Origin of the sequence: Ruegeria sp. HKCCA5426, assembly GCF_013034585.1 — a bacterium.
Classification (GTDB): domain Bacteria; phylum Pseudomonadota; class Alphaproteobacteria; order Rhodobacterales; family Rhodobacteraceae; genus Ruegeria.
In genome coordinates this window covers 157,424-179,545 of record NZ_WQGH01000001.1, presented here as the reverse complement: position 1 = coordinate 179,545, position 22,122 = coordinate 157,424, and the positions used below count along the sequence as shown (strand labels likewise).

Below are 22,122 nucleotides of genomic sequence, written 5' to 3'. Positions count from 1 at the left end.
ACTCAGGCCGACCAATATGCGGGTGAGTGAACGACACTTTGGATGGGCGCTCGCGGGATCAAAAGATTGTTTTGACCTTGGGTGGTGAAATTATCCGCCTTCTCCAGGCTCAAAGTGACCTATATTATGTGTGGCGAAAGCAAGAAATGCGGGAAAAGTCGTTGTTGTTGAAGAAATGGGCTCAAGGTTTGGCTGTCGCGAGTGTCGCGCTATCACTTCATGCGAGTGGTGCGTCGGCTGGTGTTTCGGTTGACTGGGCGGACCTGCCCGACCCGATCGCCCAAGTCTTTGAAGACCCCTACAGCGACCTGAGCCCCGAAGAATTCGATGATGTGCTGTTTGTCGTCCGACTGCGCGGCAGGCTACAACAGGATAACGGAACCAGAGACGAACGTCAGAACTGGCAAGAGATGCTGGACGAAACCGAAGCTGCCTTGGCCGCAGGCGGCATCGACATCGACAGGTTGCTTGACCAGCGTCACGTCGTCATGGAGCGTCGGGAAAAAGCAGCGAACGCGGGAAATCCGGTATTTGATGGCAAAAACATAACCGTTGCGGGATTTGCAATCCCGGCGCCGCCCGACGCAGAAGGTCGCCAGATTGCGTATCTGGTCCCCCAACGGGGAATGTGCAGCCACATGCCCCCTCCTCCGCCGAACCAGATGATCCGGGTCAGGCTGAACAGTGATTGGACACCTGCCTATTTTCACGAACCTGTCCGTTTGACGGGTCAGTTGAACATTGATCCGACCGACCACCAGATGGTCGTCGTGGACGGTCTTATGCCAATGCGAGCGACGTTCATGCTGGATGCTGATCGGGTTGAAACGCTGAAAAGCCGCGAGGATCGTTTAGAGTGGAGCGACAGCGCAGCCGACAAACTCCGCGCGGCTGGCCGTCGCAAGACCGGTGGGCAGACGACGGCTGACTAGGTCCGGGATAAGGGCCGTGCTTTATCGCAACCCTGATACGGACTTTTGCACGGAAACGATAAGCGCATCGCGTTTTCTGGAAAGTTCAGCAGGCGTCTGCCCCTGTGACGCCGCCTGAACTCCCTCGGTCATTTGCCGTTTCACATCATCCGTCAAATGGACCTGACCCAGATCATCCCACCATCGGTTGAACGTGTCTGAGAAGTGGTCGCAGAACGCTTCCAGACCACCCTCTCCTGCCCCGAGATTGAACAACATGGTCGGCCCCATTGCCGCCCATCTCAGACCCGGTCCAGCCCAGACCGCCTTATCGACATCCTCAACCGACGCAACGCCAGAGACAACAAGGTGAATGGCCTCGCGCCAGAGTGCAGCCTGCAGGCGGTTGGCCACATGCCCCGGCACCTCTTTGTTCACTCGGATCGTCGTTTTGCCGAGGCTTTCGTAAAATCCCTGCGCAGCATGGACAACGCCCGAAGCCGTCTTGTCGTTTCCCTGCACTTCAACCAGCGGAATCAAATGCGGCGGATTGAACGGGTGCCCCAAGACAAAGCGTGAGGGGTCCGCCCATCCGGTTTGCATCTGTCCCAGCGTCAAGCCGGAAGCAGAGCTTGCGACGATTGCATCCTCCTCTAACGCAGGTTCGATCAAGTGGAAGGTTGCGTGCTTGATGTCGAGCCGCTCAGGTACATTTTCCTGCACAAAACCAGCACCTTCCACGGCCTGCGTCGCATGGTGACAAAAGGTGATCGCGTCCGGGTTTCCGTTTCGAATAAGACCAAGTTCCTCCATAGACGGCCAGACGTCCGCTATATAGCTGCGCACCTTTCCTTCAGCTTGCGGATCAGGGTCGAACATCGCAACGGACCGCCCCGAAGCCAGGAACAATGCGGCCCAACTTGCGCCAATAACACCGCCGCCAAGACAGGCCGTATGCTGAATATCCATCAAAACAATCCTGGATTTAGGGGCGAAGCCGCAGTCATGCCACCGTCAACAGTGAACAACTGACCAGTCGCGAAACCTGCCTCGTCCGAAGCCAGCCAGACCGCCATGTTTGCAATATCCTGTGGCTTGCCGAACCTTCGAACAGCGTGCCGCGCCAGCGCGTCGCGACGCGCAGCGTCGGGGTCATTCGCCAGATCAAACCCGGCGTCCAACATGCCTGTTTCAATCCAGCCGGGGCAAATCGCATTGCAGCGCAGCCTCGGCCCGTGATCGACTGCGATTGATCGGGTGAGCCCATGCACAAAGGCCTTGGATGCGTTGTACAAGGCCATCGAGGGATCCGCGACCATTCCTGATATCGAACCGATGTTGATGATCGAGCCGCCCTCTGCCATTCGGGGGATAATCGCGCGGCAGAGGTTGAATACGCCTTTACAATTCGTTCCAACCACCGCGTCCCAATCTGCTTCCGAGCTGTCGACCACATTCTTTTCAACCTGCACACCTGCGTTGTTCACAAGGATGCTCAGGTCTTTGATCGAGGTTGCCAGATCGTCCACGGCAGAAGCGTCTGTGACATCAAGCGATATCCAGACGATGTCGTCCTTCAACCCGTTCGGTCTTGACCCACGGCCGCATGTCGTCACTGACGCGCCTTCACGTGCGAAAGCGTCAACAATTCCGCGGCCAATTCCCTGCCGCCCACCAGTCACGAATGCTGTTTTTCCTGCTAACCGCGTCACTGCACGACCCTCATACGTTGAACCAATGTGCAGGTTTGCTGCGCATCGACGGACCTATCGCGGCCCGATCCCGCTTCACCGATGCTTCCACGGCATGAGTGAGTAGCGTGCTCATAGCTTCATCTGCTGAACCTGCGCGCTCAGCCCTCCGTCCAGAACCCAAAGTTGTCCACTGGCGTAGCGTGCCTCGTCCGAGGCCAGCCAGTTGACCAGATTGGCGATATCTTCGGGCGTTCCGTAAGTGCGCATGGGGTGCACGTCCCGAACGGCCTGTTGCAACTGGTCGATAGACTGACCGCCCCCGCCAGAGCCTTCGCCTGCAAAGAAACTTTGCAGCATCGGGGTATCAACATAACCCGGGCAAATGGCGTTGACACGAATTCCCTCGGGTCCGTGATCGCAGGCCATCGCCTTTGTCAGCGCATGTACAGCACCCTTGGTTGCGCAATATGCGGCAAGACCGGGATCAGCAATAAATCCGTCATAACTGCCGAAATTGATGATCGAAGCGGTTGTCCCTTGTGCCGCCTCTCGCAACAGCGGCATCGCGTGTTTGGCAGTTAGGAAAGTTCCTGTCACATTCACAGCGAACGAAAGGTTCCACTCCTCCAGCGTCGTTTGCTCGATGGTCTTTTCGATCTCGATTCCAGCCGCATTTACAAGCACATCAAGCCGCCCCGCTTCGCGCCCGACTTGCGCCATTGCTGCAACCGCGTCGGCCTCTTGCGTGACGTCCAGTTTAACGAAGATGCTGCCATCGTCATCGTGGGCAGCAAGCGACCCCTCTGGCGTTAAGTCGGCGGCATAGACCCGCGCACCCTCCCGCAGGAACCGGGCCACGATCGCCCGCCCGATTCCACCGCGCCCGCCTGTGACCAGTGCGGTTTTCCCCTTCAGCATCATTCAGAGTTCTCCTTCAACGGCGGATACCGGTATCGTTTTGCGGCCACTGTCCAGTCCATGTGATTGCGCACGTATTCCTGCGAGGCATCGCGTGGCGGATTGTAATCCCACGTCTCGCCTGCTCCTGCCTCCATCGCCGCATGAAGGGCACGGCGAGATTTCTGCGTGGCGATCACATCGGCGCGCAGTCTCTCGCTGTCCCAACGCTCTACGACCTCTGCAGCAAATTGCTTGGCAACAGACGCATAAGCAGGATCAGCGGCCAGGTTGGTCTTTTCGTGCGGTTCCAACGCCAGATCATAAAGCTGCGGTGGATCCGGGTCGCAATGAATGTATTTCAGCGCCCCTCTGCGGATCATGAAAACCGGGTATGGTGTCATCTCGGCGCAGTACTCGCCGATAGCTTCGTCCACCGGGTCATACTCTCCACGCGCAAGGGGCAATAACGAACGGCCGTCTATGGGCTCTCCGAAGATATCTGCTGTACCACCCGCGAAATCGACAAAGGTTGGTAGCAGATCGACCAGAGAACAGGCGTTGCCAGCCACACCTTGAACCACACCCGGCCCGGCCATGATCAACGGCACGCGGGCCGAGTGTTCAAAGAAGTTCATCTTATACCACAGGCCACGTTCCCCCAACATGTCGCCGTGATCCGCTGTGACGACAACCAGCGTATTGTCCAGTTCACCAATATCCTTCAGCGCACGCACCATTGCCCCGACCTTGCTGTCGAAATAGCTGACATTCGCCAGATACGCTCGGCGCGCCCTTTGAATTTCCTCTTGGGTCAGAGGGATATAGCTTGCCTCGATCCCATCCATTACGCGGCGCGAGAACGGGTCCTGCTCGTCCGGAGTAAGCGTAAAATCCGGCATCGGCACATCTGCAGCGGAATACAAATTCCACCACTCTGGCTTTGCGACATAGGGGTCATGCGGATGTATGAAACTGGCCACCAGACAAAAGGGCGCGTCATCCCCGCCTGCGCGCTCTCGCCCGCGGTCAATCAGCCAGCGGCGGGCTGCGAACTCAACCTCGTCGTCGTAATCCGTCTGGAAGGTGGCTATTGCCTCGCCACTTTCCTTGACGGTCTGCATGTTGTGATACCACTTGTCGATCCGCTCGTCCGGTGCTTCCCAGTCCGGCGTCCAGGCAAAATCGGCCGGGTAGATGTCGGTCGTGACCCGATCCTGAAAGCCGTGCTTCTGGTCCGGTCCGACAAAATGCATTTTTCCAGACAGACACGTCCTGTATCCCAGCGACATAAGGTAATGCGCAAACGTCGGGACCGAGGCGCGAAACTCGCTGGCGTTATCATAGGCCGCGATCCGGCTGATCAGTTGCCCGGACATGAAGGCAAAACGCGACGGAGCACACAGCGGTGAGTTGCAATAGGCCGCATCAAACCGCATCCCGCGCTGCGCCAGAGCATCAATATGCGGGGTTTTCACAGTTGGATGCCCGTAGGCTCCGCAAAAATGGGGTGCCAACTGATCAGCCATGATCACAACAATGTTGGGCCTGTTCACGGCGCGGCCTTCGCATAAGCATCCAGCACCAAACCGTGAAAGTGGTGAACGGCATGTTCCGACTTGCCCGATCCGCTGGGGTCGTGAACGATACGACCCTGCGTGAAGGCCGGAGTGCTCATCCCGCGTTGGACGCTTTCAACGATATCGATGTCTTCGCGTTGCAGAACCTCATCCAGATAGCGGATCGCCTCTAGCTCGGCCTCGTCAGGCTCGGGTGTTTCCAAATAGAAATCATAAGTCTCCAGCGTCCGGTCCGGGCCCACCGGAATGATATTCAGCACGATCATCGAAGACCGCCCCGGATACCGCATCAGGCAGGTCGTGGGCCACAGCCACCAAACCGCATGCGTTCGCACGGTTGCGTTGGACACGTCATACGCGGTGTTGCTGTTTTTACCGGCTTCGGCCATGTGGCTGGAGTAAATGCCGTAGGTTGTCACCTTGTAGGTGTCCATATCGACCAGATCGCAGAAATCCTTGTGGGCCGTTGGGCAGTGGTAACATTCCAGAAAATTGTCGACGACATTCTTCCAGTTCGACTTGATGTCATAGGTCAGCCGGTGCCCAAAGGTTAGGTCTTCGATATCCGGTGCCCAGTGGCGTATCTCGGTCTGCAAGTCGCCCGAAACTTCGGTCAGCGGACGCGCGTCATTGTCGAGGTTCACAAACACGAAGCCTGCGAATTCCTCGACCTGAACCTGATCCAGACAGATGTCCGACGTGTTAAACCCCGTCAGGTTTTCGGTTTCCGGCGCACGGACAAGCTGTCCGTCCAGCTTGTAAACCCACGCATGGTACGGGCACATGATCCGAGTGGTCTCGCCCTCGCCAGACAACAGGTGATGCGCGCGATGTTTGCACACGTTGTAGAATGCGCGAAGCGTACCCTCTCGGTCACGGACAATGGCAATCGGGCGGTTTGCAATCTCAACTGTCACAAAAGACCCCGGCGCCCGCAGCTTTTCGACATGGCACACCCATTGCCATGTTTTGGCGAGGATTTCGTTCAGGTCCACTTGGTGCCATGCCGGATCAACATAGGCTTCTGCCTTCAAGGAACTGGTGTTCAAGGGGTCAGGGCTGAAGCCATCTGAAATTCGCGCAAACTGGGTTTTCGAGGGAAGCTCGCTCATCGGTCACTCCGCTTATTTTGGCCAGGTCTTGACTGGGTGTTGGATAGTAGAAGTTATTTTCTGCCGAAAAACTCTAATATTCTAAACTTTTCTGGCCACAAAATTGATATTTCAAGACATCAACCGATGCCCGATCACCCCGCCTGAGGCTTGCGATGCATAGGCCAGGCGCGAAACTCAAAGGGAACGCGGCCTTCGATCCGATCCTGACTGGGGGGCAGCCCAAACCTTTGCTTGTACGACCGGCTGAAATGCACTTGGCTGGCAAATCCCGAAGCCATCGCAACTTCGGCGATCGGCATGTCCGTTTGGGTGACCAGCCCACGCGCGCGGTCCAGACGAATGTCCCTATAATACAAGGCAGGTGTTTTCTTTATGTAGGTTGAGAATAACCGGTCAAGCTGACGCTGCGAAAGGCCCGCCGCCCTGCTGATTTCTGGAACCGGTAGGGGCTCTTCAAGGTTGGCTTCCATCACCTGAATCGCCGTTCTCAGCTTGGCCGGGACAGTCGTCCCCAATGGCTCGTTTGTCTTCGGCTGCTGCATGTCTGAGGGACCGCGCAATCTGTCGTGGAAAATATACCGCGCGGCAGCGTTCGCCAAGGCGCTGCCATGGATGCCCTGCAGAACTTGCAGCCCCAAATCAACCGCGGCAGTTCCCCCGCAACAGGTAATACGGTTGCCATCCAGCACAAACAGGTTTTCGACCACCTCAACGTCCGGAAACAACTCCTGAAAAGCGTCGATATGCTCATAATGCACTGTTGCCTTCTTTCCGTTTAACAACCCCGCCTGCGCCAGAATGAAGGCACCCGTATCCAGCGCCCCCAATGTCGTGCCATTGCGCGCCCACTGTCGCAGAGCTTTTGCGATATGTGCTGTCACGTGTTTTTCCGGCGTCCAACTGGACGAGATGATGACAACGTCATAGCCCTTGGTTGCGACTTGATCCAACGCCACCGTGTCGATCCCGCTGCCGTTACTGGAAACACAGTAACCACCTGTTTCCGAGGCAAATTCCCACTTGAAATACGGCTTTCCATCCAAGTAGTTGGCGGCCCGAAAAGGATCAATGAAACCCATTGTTGCAGCCAAATTGAAACTTGGCGCTACAACAACCAGCAACCGAGTTTCCGTCCCTTGAGACTTTGCCATATGACCACCTCTTGCAAGCAGGGCTCAGACCGCCAGAAGAAAGGTTTTGGCTGGCTCGCGCAAGAGACACGCCAATGCAGCAAGGTCAGCGGCTTTGGCCTTGTTCGCTACGAGGCGCACAGGTCGGCTTCGTCCGTGGCAACGGTTTGGGTAGGCTCGGCAAGCCGCTAACTAAACCGTCGACAAAGTGCCGCGTGGGTCGCGGAGAAGCCTCATCAAGCGGCGTCGGGCTTTCTTGAAAACGCGCGACTTGCGCCCCTTTTCCCGTCAACAATCGGGAATTCTACGAAAAACTCAGTCCCCACACCTACGGTACTGTAATAGTCGATCGTTCCGCCGAACTGTTCCACGATTTCCTTGGAAATGTTCATCCCAAGCCCGGTGCCTCCGGCGTGGCGCTCATCGGACGAGTCAATTTGAGAGAAGCGATCAAAGACCTTGTCCCGGCTACCTTCGGGAATGCCCACACCTTGGTCTTTCACGAACAACCGCACCCGTGGTCCGATCTTCTTGAACCCGACTGTCACAGTTCCGCCCTCGAACGAAAACTTGGCCGCGTTAGAGATCATGTTGGTCAGAACCTGAATAAGGCGGGATGCATCGCCCTTGATCAACAGGTCCTGCTGTTCAGGTGCGTCCTCGACAAGTTCCACGTCATGCGCGCTGGCAAAGCCAAGGTTGCAGGCAATCGCCTCTTGAACCAGCGGGGCGACCTCAATCATCGTCTGGCGCATGACCATTTCGCCGGCTTCCATCTTTTGAATGTCCAGAACGTCGTTAATAAGGGACGCCAAACGCTCGCTGTTTTTGCTCGCCAAGGCGATCAGGTTTTGCATGTTTTCCGGCACCTCGCCCATGACCCCGGAGTTTATCAGGTCCAGCGAGCCTTTTATCGAGGTCAGAGGAGTTCTCAATTCATGGCTCACAGTCGAGATGAACTGAGTTTTTGCGATGTAAGCTGCCTTGGTGCGCTCATGTTCCTCTTTCAGTTTTTCAAGCTGTTCGAGGTTTTTGCGGTAGAGCTTGAGAAAGACCAACGAGCAGTCGATCAAAAAGTACATCACGAAAACGACTGTGAAGAAGTGCAGCCACAAATCCGAAGACAAGTCAGGTTGTTCAACCCAGATATCCCGAACCACGATGACCATGAACGAAACACCGTACATGGCCAGTCGCACGATCATCGCCCACACAAACTGGTGGTTGTTCATCGCGGCAAACAGGGCAGCGGCAAAAAGGAAAAACAAAGGGGTGAAGTGGCCGCCGGTAGGCTGCTCAAGCGCCACCGAAACAGCGTACAAGCATATCGCGGTGGAACTGAGGATTGTATTCAACAAAATCCAGGCGACCATCACCGCGATTGCGCCGCGTTCATCCGGGTTTAGGCGCGCAACCCGTTTTGCCAGGTACAGGTCCTGCGCTTCGCAGATCAGGATTGTTCCATAAAACAGCAGGGCGTTGAGAGGGTCGAAGAAAAAGCCCGTAAGTATCGTGGTCGCCAGAAAAATCGCTTGCCGCTGCCACAGCAGCGCAAAGCTCATGGCGGTATAGTCTTTGATATTTTGCAGCAGCTTGTCGTCGGGCTCACCCGAGTCCCGAACCTGTTGCGATGCGTCGATTGCCGTCATCCCGGTGTCTTCATTTCTTTGCCTCTCAGGATGTCTGTACCGGCACAATGAGGACGTAGTTGGTCGGAATTTAGTTCACAGTTTGGCAATACTCCCGAACCTTATTAAGAATTGTCCCGCCTAGTTGAACGTTGCACAATTGCATACGTCTTGAATTGTTTCCCCCAATTAGGCCAATCAATCTCGTCTAAGATCACTAACTCATTGCTTTTTTGAACTTTCTCCACGTAAATATTCCCAATAACCGGCGAAAAGCGAAAAGGGACCGCGTTTTGACCACAATTGGGAAACGTCAGATGGAACAGTTCGACGTGACGCCGGTTTCAGCGAAGCTCGCTGAAAAGCCGGTAACGTTGCTTCAGTTCGCGCGATCCGCTGGTCGGAACATGTTAGAAGTCATTCCGGCCGAAACGCTTCGTCAGACCTATGTGCGTGGGCCTCTGAACATCCACTACATTTGCGACCCGGAAATGGTCACCGAACTGCTTGTCGGAGGCGGCCGTTATTTCCCAAAGGCAAAGTTCACAAAGGACATTATCGGATCCGCGGTCGGCAACGGCCTGATCCTGTCGGAAGGCGAAAAGTGGCGCAAACAAAGACACCGTTATTCTCCGCTTTTTGCAGCCAGAAACCTGCCTGTTTTGTCCCGCCACTTTGCCGAGACCGGGTATGAAGTTGCCGAGTCTCTTGCCGAAAATGAGGGGCCGGTCGACGTTTCGCAGATCGCGCCCGCTTCTACGCTGACAAACATTTCACGGGTCATCTTCTCGGGGAACGAAGAAGTCAGCTCCGAGCAAATTCGCGTCGGGCTTATCGCCTATTTCAACTATATTTCATACCTGTCCTTGTTCGATTTGATGGGGCTTCCGAAATGGCTTCCTCGCAAGAAATGGCTTAGCAGTAAGGCTCCGGTCACGGACATGCGCGATCTGGCTCGGCATGTTATTGAACTGCGCCGGTCGGAAAACCGCGAAGAACCAGAAGACTTCCTCGACCTGATGATTGATGCGTTGAAGGAAGACTTTGAGGATGCCGAGACAACCGTCGACAACCTGCTGACCTTTGTTGTCGCTGGCCACGAAACCTCGGCCAATGCCTTGGCGTGGGGATACTACCTGCTGGCACTGAACCCAGAGATGCAAACCCGTATCCGGCACGAAATTCGGACAGTATGTCCCGAAGGCAAGCTTGAGTTTTCTCATCTGGAGCATTTGCCGCTGCTTCGGGCCCACATCAAGGAAACCCTGCGCCTTTACCCGTCTGCGGCCTTCTTCGCCCGTGACGCCTCCGAGGCCATTCAGGTCAAAGATGTCAAAATTGAAGAAGGGGATGCGCTTTTCTTCCCAGTTTATTCGCTGCATCGGAATGAAGTGTTGTGGGAAGATCCCGCGCAATACCGCCCCGAGCGATTTATGGGAACTCCACCACCCCGCGGCCAGTATATTCCATTCGGAGCCGGACCCAGAATTTGCATTGGCGCGCAGTACGCTGAAACCGAGATCATGATTTTGATGGCTTCAGTCCTGAGGCGGATACATTTTTCGCTGTCAGATGTCGAAATGCCGGAACCTGTTCTCACATTTACAATGCGGACCAGCGGTCCATTGATCTTGAACGCGGAAGAAGTCCCCGCAGGGTCCTGATGGAAACAAGGGTGGCGAGACTATTTACCCGCCAGATAGGATTCGTTTCCGTACATCTCGCGCAAAACCGTGTCGAAAAGTCTTTTTTTAGATTTTTCTTTGCGCCCTACTCGGACTTCGCATCTTTGTTGGGGCTCGACTTCGGTCCCCTTTCGAAGAGCCTTTTCGCGACCGTCAACTTTTTCGATAGCATTATTCATTGCAGCAAACGCACCTGTCTTGGAAATTGAACGCATTGAAACCGGCGGGCTCATCACAGCCCTCATATAGCCAGAGGCACCCCGTCGACCGAGTGTGTCACTGAAAACATGATTGAGTTGGTCTTCCTTGGGCAACCCGGCCGCCCGATCCCGCCCATGAACAACCACAAGGAAGGCGCCGCCTCCCCTGTAGGAAAACACGGCCTCAGAGTTCCCGGTTGTCAGTTCGATACTACGGCCCAGATCGGCCATCGTGCGCCGGAAGCCTCCGAAATCGTTCAGATCAAAGCGGAACTCTGCATCCTGAAGTTTGATAGCGGTCACCCAGGATTCAAAAAGACGGCCTCTTGAAAGTTGTTCGATGTAGTTGTCGAACTCGACATATTTCAAGCAGCGTTCAAGCCCATCTATGGTAAGCGGGTCCTCGAAGCTGAATTGCTGATTATGGTCCAGTTCTTCGCGGAGATTTTTCACCGACGCAGATGTCCTGCGCGCCTTGATCCTCTCCTGCATCAACAAGTGGGCCGCGTGCATTCGACTGCGCAACTCAAAGAAATCAAAAGGCTTGCTGACATAATCAAACGCACCCTGCAAAAACGCGTCTTCCACGTATTTGCGGCCACTCATTGCGGTCAGCATGATGGCCGGGGTTTCCGCGTGTTCCGGGATTTGTCGAATGCGGCGCAACAATTCGATGCCGTTTGTTTCGGGCATCTGAATATCAAGCAGGAAACAATCAAACGGTGTCTCAGACGACTCTATGGCCTGCAACGCTTCGCTGGCTGAACCCGCGACCGAGATTTCATAGTTTTCGAATTCAGCCAGTGCCGCCTGCAGCAACTCCAAAATGCTCGGCTCGTCGTCGACGGCAAGCACTCTTAGTGTTCTTTTCTGCAGCGCGCGGGTTTCCAGCTTACGCTGGAATTGTTCTTTTCCCGGGTTCGTATGTTTCATGACTGGTGAACCGCATTTGACCTCATTAACGCCCTTAGCCTAGGCAGTGAGTGGGACGAAACAGCGGCAAAAAGCCCGGAAAAGCCCCTAAATGTTGTTCATTTCTTGACGTTATTTTGTCGGGCAACGGGCAGATTTCGACAATCCCGTGCCCCGATCGTATTTTTTACAATTTAAATCAAATGGTTAATTCAAGTCCAAAACGCGCTTCTGCGCGCGCATGCCAAACGGCTTGACCTTACTGCGTATTCTATCAGATCCGGGCGCCGTCGAAAAGCGCCAGAATTCACTCTTGTTATCGAGAAATCGCGGCGGATCAGTCTGAATCGTTCTTAATATTAAACAGCACGGATTGGCTGTAGCTTCCCTCGATCGCAAACTTGGCACCAACGGGTGCGGCCCCTACGCCCAAACGCCGCGACCAACGCGCCCAGATGGACGGCACAATTCCCAGTATCCGTGATGCACCGCCTTTTTCGGCGTTCACCGTCATCTGATAAAACAGTTCGTGCTGTACGGCCATCCTGCGTGCTGACGGAACACTGTCAGCGATGAAGAAGCGCGACGCCTCCCAAACTTTCGGATTTACTGGAGCCTCAAAAAACAGAACGTCTGTAGGCATTCCCGGAAGGATGCCTTTCTGCGCGTCCCGCAGCATATAAGTGTACATGCCACAGCGCGCCGAAGTCGGCAGCAACCGCACCCCGCCAATCACCTCGCCAAATTCGTGCAGGATCACCCAGCGGCAGGCTGGGGTATCGTATTGATCGAACTCCATCCCATCGACTTCGCCGATCTGCCACTTCAGCCGGTCTATGAAGATTGCCTTTCGGGTCTCAAGGTACTTTGCAAGCAGAGTGCCGTGCTCGTGCATATTGCGGAAGTTCAACGTGGTTGCACGAATGCTGCCGAGCTTGCCTTGACGCTCGGACAATCCACGCTTGAGCGCGAACATCTTCTGCCGCGCCGAGACTTTCGGCCCAGCCGGAATATCATTGGCAGGTTCAAGGTCCGGCAGAAGTTGCGACGCCGGGTATGCCTGCTCGTACCTGAGTGGTCGGTCCATATTTTACTCTTAATTTTGCCACACTTATGCCAAGAAGCTGAACGGCAAGTCTATATATTAGTGGCGCTCTCCTTATGATTGTATAGCATGTGTGACCAAATCTCCTCCCATACCTTGGGTTGAGCAAACGCAAGATACCTATATGTATATTTGCTTGACCATTTTACGCTCTAGGCATGGGCTTTAAGGGCATGATCACTCTCGCAAGAGGTTGACTTACCTCCGCTTTTCTTTGCGGTCGCCAAACTCAGCCAGAATTTCAGGAAACATTAAGGAACGCGTAATAGTCGCGGACTACAACTGAGCATCGTACACAACTTGGAATGCCTGGTTTGGGTACGGTCAAGTCTACCAATAGCGCCCTACGGCCTATTTCACCCGTGCCAAGATGCAACGCGAAAAAATGTAAGGTGGGACACATGCGCGCCCTTCAAGTGTCAATGTTTTGCCGCTTTTGTCCGACAGGCTGACCAAACCTAAATAATCCACTCGCCAACCGATCTTTGCCTGACGTCTGCAATGCCCAAAGGTCGGTTCGGTGGCAAAACCTGGTGAATAGTTATGCGGATACTTGCTGTAGACGACGACCCAAGCATTCTGGAGCTGCTAATCTGCGTTCTGGGAGCGTTCGGCTACGAAGATGTTGTGACGGCAAACAGCGGTCACGAAGCAATTCGAATTTTGTCAGAAACCGATCAGCCGTTCGACTGCCTGCTGCTTGACGTGCAAATGCCCGAGATGAATGGCATTACGTTGTGCGAAGAAGCGCGCAAGTTGCCCGATTACAAGTTTACGCCGATCATCATGGTAACTGCCATGGTGCAAAAGCAATATATCGACGAGGCTTTCGAGGTTGGCGCAACAGATTATGTGACCAAACCCTTCGAGTTTGCCGATCTGAAGCAACGGCTATCTGATGCATACAGGCTGGCGGCGGAACGACGCGCAGCGATTGAAGTGATGGAAGCCGATGTTTACGCGAATAACGACTCGGAAGTTAATCCTAATTTCAGCCTGACCGACCCGCTCTATTTTGGAGATCTGACAGGTTGCATTGGATTGGCCGAGTTCGAAAACTACGTTGTTCAACTGGCGACAATGCACTCCAGAACCTCCAAGATCGTGGCCGTAAAAGTCGCAGATGTAGAAGAGATTTTTGCGTCAAGCCCGTCCAGCGAATTCCGGGAATTCCTGGCTTCGGCAGGATCGTTGCTTTTGTCCGTCACACAGGAAGGGCGCAACTTTGCGACCTATTGGGGCAACGGGGTATTCCTGCTTATCCATGACAAGAAAAAGGGTATGGGCGCTCAACAATTGACGCACCGACTGTCCCAGATTCCGGCAGGTGAACTTGCAGGTGTGCATTCACCGACCAACTTCTCGTTCCATGTTGGAGACGACGTTTCTTTGCTGGCCCACTCCAAGATGGAGGCGCTGTTCCTGATCGACAAAGCCGTGGAATTGGCCGATATTCCGCAAGGCCCGATTGCACGGTTCGGCTAAGCCTAATACACGATCTGAATTTAGGTGCGTTCAGGACAACTGAGCGCACCTTTTTTGTTCGCAGGATACGCCGCAGTTGCGCGGTTCTGGTTTCACCCCTCCTACCGGCGCGCCCAAACAAAAATTCATTCGGATATATTAGAAAAATAGAATATCCTTAGGAGACGGCTGAATCGCCTGTCTTTTTTCGACTTTTTTACTGGGGGGATTTCGATGGTCAGACTGCGTTCGTGTTTGGTGGCTTTTATTTCGCTGCCCACCATTACTTTTGCTGACGCTGTTCCAAGCAAGCAAGCCGCCGAAGGCACGTTTGCGGAACGCCCCTTTTCACCTTACGCCAATCGCACGTTCCCCGAGCGCCCCTTGTGGGGGGATACGCACCTTCACACCGGGCTGTCGTTGGATGCTGGCGCATTCGGGAATACCTTGCTGCCCGACGAAGCCTGGCGGTTTGCAAAAGGTGAACAAGTCATTTCATCCACAGGCCAGCCCGTTCGGTTGGCGCGGCCCCTGGATTGGATGGTTCTGACGGATCATACCGATCTGATGGGGTTTGCACCTGACCTGCAAGCCGGGAAACCCGGTGTTCTGTCCGATCCGAAAGGACTGGAGTGGTACGAGGGGTACAAGGCAGGTGGCGAGAACGCGGCCAAGGCTGCTTTTGACATCATTACGAATTTTTCGCAGATGACCCTGCCGGAAATCCTGCTTGAATCCTACAGCCCCGGCGCGGATGCCTTTGCGTTCACCTGGGAACAGATCGTTTTGGCGGCCGAACGTCATAATGATCCGGGCAAGTTCACTGCGTTCATCGGCTTTGAATGGACCTCGGTTCCGAAAGGGTTCAACCTGCACCGGAACGTCATGCTGCGCGATGGTCCAATTCGTGCGCTGCAGATGGTTCCACCGGTCACGCAGCCGCCCTATGGGGATACCGATCCCAAGGCCTTGTACGCCTGGCTGGAAGAGTATCAGGAAAAAACCGGTGGGCGGGCCGTTGCCTTTGCCCATAACGGAAACCTGTCCAATGGCTGGATGTTCCCGACCGAAGACACCTACCACGGCGGAAAAGTGGACGAAGAATATGTTCAAAACCGCGCAAAGTGGGAGCCGCATTACGAAGTCACGCAAATCAAGGGCGACGGCGAGGCTCACCCCTATCTCAGCCCCGATGATCCGTTTGCCGATTACGAAAACTGGGATGTTGGCAATCTGGATATAACCGAACTCAAGACCGAGGACATGCTGGCCGGTGAATACGCGCGCGAGGCGTTGAAACGCGGCTTGGCGCTTGAGGAAAAGTTCGGAGTGAACCCCTACAAATTCGGCATGGGCGGCGCCACGGACAGCCACACCTCACTGGCGACCGCGGAAGAGGAAAACTACTTTGGCAAGTCGGTAAGTGCTGAACCTTCGGCAACGCGCGTTCTGCATCCCTTTGTGGAAAGTGAACTGGGCGCATTCGAAGGACACACGCTTGTCGCGTCCGGGTACACTGCGGTTTGGGCGTCCGATAACACCCGCGCGGCGATCTTTGACGCCTTCAAACGCCGGGAGACCTATGCCACGACCGGGCCGCGCATCGGCCTGCGCTTTTTCGGTGGCTGGGATTTTCAGGACGACGACCTACTGACGCGGCTGGTCGCGGATGTCGGTTATACCAAAGGTGTGCCCATGGGCAGCGACTTGCGCCCGCGTGAGGGCGATGGCGCGCCATCTTTCCTGATTGGCGCTCTGCGCGACCCCATTGGTGCAAATCTGGACCGGGTACAGGTCGTAAAGGGCTGGCTGGATGCTGAAGGTGAGCTTCAGGAGAAAGTGTTCAATGTCGCCTGGTCCGGCGATCGCGCGTTGGATGCGAATGGCCAGTTGCCTGAGGTTGGCAATACAGTCGATCTCGATACCGCAAGCTGGAGCAATACGATCGGGACATCTGAACTTCTGACCGTGTGGACCGACCCTGAGTTCGATCCGAGCCAAAGAGCATTCTACTATGTTCGAGTGTTGGAAATCCCGACACCACGCTGGGTTCTGTATGACAAATTGCGCTTTGGAATTGATCTGCCAGAAGAAGCCCAGTTGGTTCATCAGGAACGCGCTTATTCCTCGCCAATATGGTACACCCCCAGCGAGTGATGCGCGGGCTTAAGTCGTCAACTAATCAACACTATTAAGTCACCGGAAACAGAGCCGCTGGTCAGTAATGACCACGGCCCTCCGCTTCCGAGAAAGAGCCCATGCGTGTATTGAAAGACCCCTTGCTCCACTTCCTCTTGATCGGGTGCGGAATATTTGGATGGTTCTTCCTTGTTGCCCCGGACGGTGAAGTTGCCCCTCCAGCAGAAACGATAATTGTCGACCAGGATGATGTGGATTTGCTGGTTGCACGTTTTACCGACAGTTGGAAACGGCCACCGACGGACACCGAACGACAGGCGTTGATTGAAGCTCTGATCCGTGAAGAAGTCCTTGTTCGCGAAGCGCGCAAACTTGGGTTAGACCGTGGCGATCAGGTAATCCGGGCGCGGCTGGCGCAGAAGATGGATTTTCTGACAGATGCAATCGCGTCCTCGGTAGAGCCGGAAACCGACGTTCTGCAAGCGTACCTGGAGCAGAACGCGGAACGCTTCACCACACCTCGGTTAATTGCATTTGATCAGGTGTTTCTGGGTGAAGCGCCGACGCCTGCTGACATGGACTCCGCGCTAGCAAGGCTAAGAGCCGGCGAAGACTGGACCGGCGTCGGGGCGCGCACACTGCTGCCGTTGTCCCTGCCTTTATCTGCCGCACGCTCAGTCAATGCGGCGTTCGGATACGGGTTCTCTGGCGCCGTAAACCAATTGAAGCTCGGTGAGTGGGAAGGCCCCATTCAGTCGGGTTATGGTCTTCATCTGGTTCGGATCACCGACACGCAACCCTCCAAATTGCCCGAACTGGAGGATATCCATGATGCGGTTTTGCTTGAATGGCGGCGGGACACGGGTGAAGAATTGGCGCAGGCCCAGTTCGAGGACTTAGCCGCGACCTATCAGATCGTCACTCCGGAAACCGAAAAGGCGCAAGAATGAAGGCTGCGCTGTTTGTGTTGTTGACCGTTTGGGTCGCACTTTCGGGGGCGCCGGCGCAGGCACATGCGCTGGACCCGGGCTATCTGGAGCTGAGGCAATTGGCTCAGAACACTTGGCAAGTGTTGTGGCGAAAACCTGATGTGACAGGCCGCCCCATGACGATTGATGCGGTTTTGCCAGAGTCCTGCTCGCCCGCGCGTGGGCCTGAACCGACCTCGGACGGCGTTGCATGGGTATCGGTGTGGGTCGCTGAATGCGAAACCGGCCTTGGGGGAAATTCAGTTAAAATTGATGGGCTGGAAACACAAAGAAATGACGTGCTTTTGCGGCTTCAACCCCTTGATGCACCAACAACAACTCTCAGGTTCACGCCTGACACCGTAGAACTGGAAATTCCCCGACAACCTACGACGTTGGCCGTCTTAACAAGCTATTTTCGCCTTGGTTTCGAACACATTCTGGAGGGTTGGGATCACCTGCTATTCGTTTTTGCCCTGTTCCTTCTGGTGCGTGGCAAGTGGCGTCTGGTCGGCGCGGTGACAGCGTTTACGGTTGCCCATTCGATCACTCTGGCTTTGGCAACTCTGGGCGTGCTGAACGTCCCCGGCCCGCCTGTGGAAGCAGTAATCGCCCTGTCGATCGTTTTCCTCGCACTGGAAATCCTGCGCCGAAAGGACGGGCATTTGCGGTTGTCGGAACAGTACCCGTGGATCGTTTGCTTTTGCTTCGGGCTGCTGCACGGCTTGGGCTTTGCCGGGGCATTGGCCGAAATCGGCATCCCCCCTCAAGACGTTTTCGCCGCCTTGCTTTCTTTCAATCTGGGTGTTGAAGCTGGTCAGCTTTTGTTTATTGCGACCCTGTCAGCGGTTCTGATGGCATGGCATTTCATGACACCCTCTGGATCGGGGCGGCTTGCGACTTATTCCATGCCGATCGCAGGCTACGCGATCGGGTGCGTGTCGATATATTGGTTGGTTGAACGTGTTAGCGGGTTTTGATGCTAAGGTGGATGCAATGAATCGGTTAACGAAGAACCGATAATACTTGATCTGAAAGACGCACCGCCAACCAAGCAACAGTGGACGCAAGAATGAATTGAGAGGGGCATATAGTGCGAGTTTTGCTAAAAGGCGCGCTGATAATTGGCGTAATTATCCTTTTCGTCGTTGCCGCCGCATGGCTGTTTCTATCATCCCCGTTTCTGTCGACCCCGCGCACCGCCATGGCCCAACAGGTTCTGACCAACAAGCTGGGTCAGCAACTGGTTATCAACGAAAACATAAGTGTTGGGCTTGGCTCGCAATTGTCGGTCACAGCCACCGGCATTGTGATGCCTTCTGCGTCGCTGGAGGGTACCGACCTTGCCAAGATAGATACTCTCAGGTTTTCGGTTGCCGCTGCGGATCTTGTGAAGGGAAAACTGTCGATTAGCAATTTGATGGTGGACGGAATTCACCTAAACCTGATTGCAACAGAAAACGGTAAGACAAGCTGGTCAACCGGTCAAAAGACAGACGACGCAAGCGGCCCAATGCCAACGACGAATGCTGTTTCAGAGATTTTTGCAGACCGTGAACTTAGCCTAACCAACATCACGGTCCTGTATCAAAGTGCGCAAAATGGTCTCGATTTCGATCTACGCCTGCCGGAACTGACATTGGCGTCTAGCGACGGGGTCGCGGTCGCCTCGGCCAACGGGCACGGCACATTGAATGGGCAGGCATTTGACCTAAGTGCCCAATTCCCTGACCAAGACCCTTTTCAGGTAACGGCCAAGTTCGATCAGGTTTCACTTGCCGCGACCGAGGTTCAAGCCAAAGCGGGCTTGGCGATTGCTACCACTTCGACGATTGATGAACTTGGACAACTTCTCGATATTCTAAAGCTGAACCGTGTTCTTGAAGGTTCTGGAAGTGCGGAAGCGGTATTGAAGGTCTCTGAGGGCGTGTCACGTCTGGACGACCTTAACATACAGGCACAATTGGAAGGCGGGCAGAGCCTGGAGCTCACCGGTCAGATCGGTGAGCTTGGCAATCCGAAAGATGTGTCCCTGACGACCCGGATTCGGTTGTACCCAGAAGGGGCCGAGCCCGCGCCGGCTGCATCGCGCTATGACCTGAAACTGATTTCGGTGGACATGGTCATGGACAGCGTCCCCGGTGAAATACCGCAGCGGCAGATGGTCATTGAAACCAATGGTTTCACACTGGACACATCGGGCGAAGGCCCGCCCCCAGTTAAATTCTCGGAAGTGTCCAGAACGCCGGATGGAAAACTGCGAGTTGGCAATGTGAACCTGCGGATCGGTGACCCCGCGAACCCGTTTGTCATTCTCAACGGATCGGTAGGGGACGCGTTGCAGTTGCAGGAGGTCTTAGGCGAAGGAATACTTGAAATTCCGGCAAGCAGTTTGATTTCCCCCGAACTATTGGGCGAAGATGATCAACTTGGAAAGTTCTCCGGCGCGTTTTCCCTGACCGGCAATATCAAACAGCTCTCGCTCTCGGACTTGAACGGAAGCACAAGTGACACGGATGTCTGGTCTCTGGACGTTCATGGTTCTGTCGAGAACGTTCTTAAGTTCGAAAACCTGGACCTTGGCATCGAAATCGACGTCCCATCCGGTGCCGACCTTTTGCAGGCATTGTCGCTAGAGCCCGTAGATACCGGACATACAGGATTTTCGATCGACCTTCATAGCGATGGTACGGATTGGAACGCACAGGCAGATGTCACTGTGGCCGATTCCGGCCTGACCTTTTCAGCCACTCTGGACGACGCGACCTCGGACCCTGTCCTCAAGGGGTTAATCGAAAGCGACCTGATCCGTATTGACCAGATCCGCAGCATCGTTCTGGCGACCGCTCAGTTACGCAAACTGGGTGTGGCCGACGAGGATACCACAGCAGAAACAGACGCACATGCGGAACCCGGCGCCCTAAGGGACGTAACGCTGAAACCGATTGGGCGCTCTATCCTTCTGTCTGGAATGAATATGGATGTTGATATCGACTTGCGTCACATCGAAGGCTCGGACGGTATCAGCACTTTGCAAAGCGAACTGACCCTGAACGAAAGCGAACTGAAAGCGGGGCCGTTGAAGTTTGAATATGGTGGCGCCCATTTCGACGTCAGTGGCCGTATGGACTTGTCGGGCGAAGATCACCGGCTGAACCTTAAAGGTCAGGCTGGGGGGTGGCGGCTGAACGACATTCTGCACAACCTGAATTTCAAGAAAGGCGCCAGCGGAACTATTTACGCGGATTTCGACGTCACCGGCGGGATCGACTCGGCCAAACATTTCGTCAAATCCATGAGCGGTAACGCTACCGTTTCCATGCGCGACGGGTCGATTGAAACCCAGCTATTGGATCTTGCGGGCCTTGGGTTGCTACCTTGGGTCTTTTCAAAGGAAAAGCAGAAGGTTGCGCCAATCGTGTGTTTACGCGCACCGCTGGCTATTGCAAACGGCAATATCTCGACCAAACAAACCACCTTGGAGACCGATCAGGTTCAGGTCGTTGTTTTTGGTGCAGTGGATATGAACAACAAGGCATTGGACCTTAACCTGCAACCTCGCAAAATCGGTGATCCCCTGTCCCGCAGCCCGTGGCCAGTGACGGCGACCGGTCCGCTGGCAAAACCAAACATTAAGGTCAAGGACGGGCCGAAGCGCCTGAAACGGTCAGACGGGGCCGATCAGATGCCCGCCAAGCGCAAACTTTGCGTGCCCGATATCTTGCAGTTGCAGTAATTTGGTGGACTGAGGGTCCTTGACCCCAGCAAGACTATCCTGCGCGATATAGCCGTCGCATGACGGTCGGCGTCAGATACATCGGAATTTGATACGCGCCGATGAACACCATCAACGGCGCGGTAACCTCCGGAGGCAGCGCCACAAAGAAGATGGCAATATTCCGGTTGCCTGCAATCAAGGCCATGGCCGTTCTTTTAGCCGCGGACAGCCTGTTGCGTGTCAGGACATATGTCACCGCCTGAGCGCCAAAATTTGCGCAACACGCGAAAGCGATCCAAAACAAAGCAGTACCGGGCCGGTCCAACATTGTGCTGCTGACCGAAGGCATTAACCCCACGACGAAAACGGCCAATGTGATCGTGCCCAACCCTTCAAGGTTCATCAGTATTCCTTGCGATGGGGATTTTAGCACTGTTCGATGCAGAGCTATCGCCGCAAATGTCGCAGCGAAAATCGTCACGAACAACTTTAGCACGGCCTGCAACACCGTATGAAAATCACCAATCTCGGGCATCAGCCAAAAGATGGGAAACACGGTCAGCGGTAAAACGGCAGTCCCGGCCACAAGCAAACGCATCGCGTGTTCCGCCGGGTACCCCATCATCAGGCACAGATTGGGGCTGCCTGCGATGGATGGCGCTGCGGTCATGATAAGCAAAGCCAAAAGCACGGGCTCCGCGTTCCAACCAAACAGAAAGCCAACAGCAAGCACAGCCAACGGAATGGTGAATTGAAAACCCAACACAGTCCCGGATACAAGCCGCCAGTCGCCCATCGAGCCCAGAATGGACGACGGCTCCATCCTCAGGACGGTCACAAACAACAGTAGAACCACCAGTGGGGGCAGCATCGGGCGCATCGGTTCGGCCAGTCCCGGCAGCAGCAACCCACCAACCAGTCCAGCCACTAGAACAAGCGGGCCGTTGCGCGCGGCCCAATGCAAGGGGTTCAAGAC

At 55.0% G+C, this 22,122-nt stretch carries 17 protein-coding genes; 7 read left to right on the top strand and 10 right to left on the bottom strand.

Annotated features, from left to right (window positions below; translation table 11 throughout):
* Positions 1-161: 161 nt before the first annotated feature.
* Complete coding sequence (locus GOV87_RS00860) at positions 162-932, top strand: DUF3299 domain-containing protein (protein ID WP_254447286.1); 771 nt, start codon at positions 162-164, stop codon at positions 930-932.
* A gap of 21 nt (positions 933-953) precedes the next feature.
* Here GOV87_RS00860 and GOV87_RS00855 read toward each other — a convergent pair whose 3' ends face one another.
* The 7 genes from GOV87_RS00855 to GOV87_RS00825 all read right to left on the bottom strand — a co-directional run bounded on the left by GOV87_RS00855 (position 954) and on the right by GOV87_RS00825 (position 8,976).
* The gene (locus tag GOV87_RS00855) at positions 954-1,880 is read right to left on the bottom strand and encodes a 3-hydroxyacyl-CoA dehydrogenase NAD-binding domain-containing protein (RefSeq protein WP_171210512.1); all 927 of its coding nucleotides are present in this window, start codon (positions 1,878-1,880) and stop codon (positions 954-956) included.
* Positions 1,880-2,593: an SDR family NAD(P)-dependent oxidoreductase gene (locus tag GOV87_RS00850; protein WP_371813451.1), complete on the bottom strand. Its 714-nt coding sequence runs from the start codon at positions 2,591-2,593 to the stop codon at positions 1,880-1,882. Before GOV87_RS00850 ends, GOV87_RS00855 begins: the two co-directional genes overlap by 1 nt.
* A gap of 141 nt (positions 2,594-2,734) precedes the next feature.
* Positions 2,735-3,526: an SDR family NAD(P)-dependent oxidoreductase gene (locus GOV87_RS00845; RefSeq protein ID WP_171210510.1), complete on the bottom strand. Its 792-nt coding sequence runs from the start codon at positions 3,524-3,526 to the stop codon at positions 2,735-2,737.
* Complete coding sequence (gene betC, locus GOV87_RS00840) at positions 3,523-5,058, bottom strand: choline-sulfatase (protein ID WP_171210509.1); 1,536 nt, start codon at positions 5,056-5,058, stop codon at positions 3,523-3,525. The genes GOV87_RS00845 and betC overlap by 4 nt, the downstream gene beginning before the upstream one ends.
* Entirely contained in the window at positions 5,055-6,194 is a 1,140-nt protein-coding gene (locus tag GOV87_RS00835; protein ID WP_171210508.1) for an SRPBCC family protein, read from the bottom strand. The genes betC and GOV87_RS00835 overlap by 4 nt, the downstream gene beginning before the upstream one ends.
* 134 nt (positions 6,195-6,328) lie before the next feature.
* A complete protein-coding gene (locus tag GOV87_RS00830; RefSeq protein ID WP_171210507.1) occupies positions 6,329-7,348 on the bottom strand; it encodes a GlxA family transcriptional regulator in 1,020 nt (339 codons plus the stop codon).
* Between the two features lie 215 nt (positions 7,349-7,563).
* Entirely contained in the window at positions 7,564-8,976 is a 1,413-nt protein-coding gene (locus GOV87_RS00825) for a cell wall metabolism sensor histidine kinase WalK (protein WP_171120918.1), read from the bottom strand.
* A 296-nt stretch (positions 8,977-9,272) separates the two neighbouring features.
* Between GOV87_RS00825 and GOV87_RS00820 the strand changes: the two genes are divergently transcribed.
* Positions 9,273-10,619 carry a cytochrome P450 gene (locus GOV87_RS00820; RefSeq protein ID WP_171210506.1) on the top strand — a complete coding sequence of 449 codons (1,347 nt, stop codon included), beginning with the start codon at positions 9,273-9,275 and terminating at the stop codon, positions 10,617-10,619.
* Positions 10,620-10,639: 20 nt separating this feature from the next.
* On the opposite strand, the gene GOV87_RS00815 is transcribed toward GOV87_RS00820, so the two are convergent.
* Together GOV87_RS00815 and GOV87_RS00810 are read right to left on the bottom strand one after the other, a co-directional pair.
* Positions 10,640-11,773, bottom strand: coding sequence for a PleD family two-component system response regulator (locus GOV87_RS00815; RefSeq protein ID WP_171210505.1), 1,134 nt, complete (start codon positions 11,771-11,773; stop codon positions 10,640-10,642).
* Positions 11,774-12,089: 316 nt separating this feature from the next.
* Positions 12,090-12,839 (bottom strand): acyl-homoserine-lactone synthase, encoded by a 750-nt coding sequence (locus tag GOV87_RS00810; protein WP_254447285.1) that lies wholly within the window; start codon positions 12,837-12,839, stop codon positions 12,090-12,092.
* A 561-nt stretch (positions 12,840-13,400) separates the two neighbouring features.
* Between GOV87_RS00810 and GOV87_RS00805 the strand changes: the two genes are divergently transcribed.
* The 5 genes from GOV87_RS00805 (at position 13,401) to GOV87_RS00785 (ending at position 21,164) form a co-directional block, all read left to right on the top strand.
* The gene (locus tag GOV87_RS00805; RefSeq protein ID WP_171210504.1) at positions 13,401-14,342 is read left to right on the top strand and encodes a PleD family two-component system response regulator; all 942 of its coding nucleotides are present in this window, start codon (positions 13,401-13,403) and stop codon (positions 14,340-14,342) included.
* 213 nt (positions 14,343-14,555) lie between these two features.
* Positions 14,556-16,478 carry a DUF3604 domain-containing protein gene (locus tag GOV87_RS00800; protein WP_171120910.1) on the top strand — a complete coding sequence of 641 codons (1,923 nt, stop codon included), beginning with the start codon at positions 14,556-14,558 and terminating at the stop codon, positions 16,476-16,478.
* A gap of 101 nt (positions 16,479-16,579) precedes the next feature.
* Complete coding sequence (locus GOV87_RS00795) at positions 16,580-17,410, top strand: peptidylprolyl isomerase (RefSeq protein ID WP_171210503.1); 831 nt, start codon at positions 16,580-16,582, stop codon at positions 17,408-17,410.
* Entirely contained in the window at positions 17,407-18,408 is a 1,002-nt protein-coding gene (locus tag GOV87_RS00790; RefSeq protein WP_171210502.1) for a HupE/UreJ family protein, read from the top strand. The genes GOV87_RS00795 and GOV87_RS00790 overlap by 4 nt, the downstream gene beginning before the upstream one ends.
* A 113-nt stretch (positions 18,409-18,521) precedes the next feature.
* The gene (locus GOV87_RS00785; protein WP_171210501.1) at positions 18,522-21,164 is read left to right on the top strand and encodes an AsmA family protein; all 2,643 of its coding nucleotides are present in this window, start codon (positions 18,522-18,524) and stop codon (positions 21,162-21,164) included.
* Between the two features lie 34 nt (positions 21,165-21,198).
* Here the strand turns inward: GOV87_RS00785 and GOV87_RS00780 are convergent, their stop codons facing one another.
* Positions 21,199-22,119, bottom strand: a complete 921-nt coding sequence (locus GOV87_RS00780) for a hypothetical protein (RefSeq protein WP_171210500.1) — start codon at positions 22,117-22,119, stop codon at positions 21,199-21,201.
* Positions 22,120-22,122 lie beyond the last annotated feature (3 nt).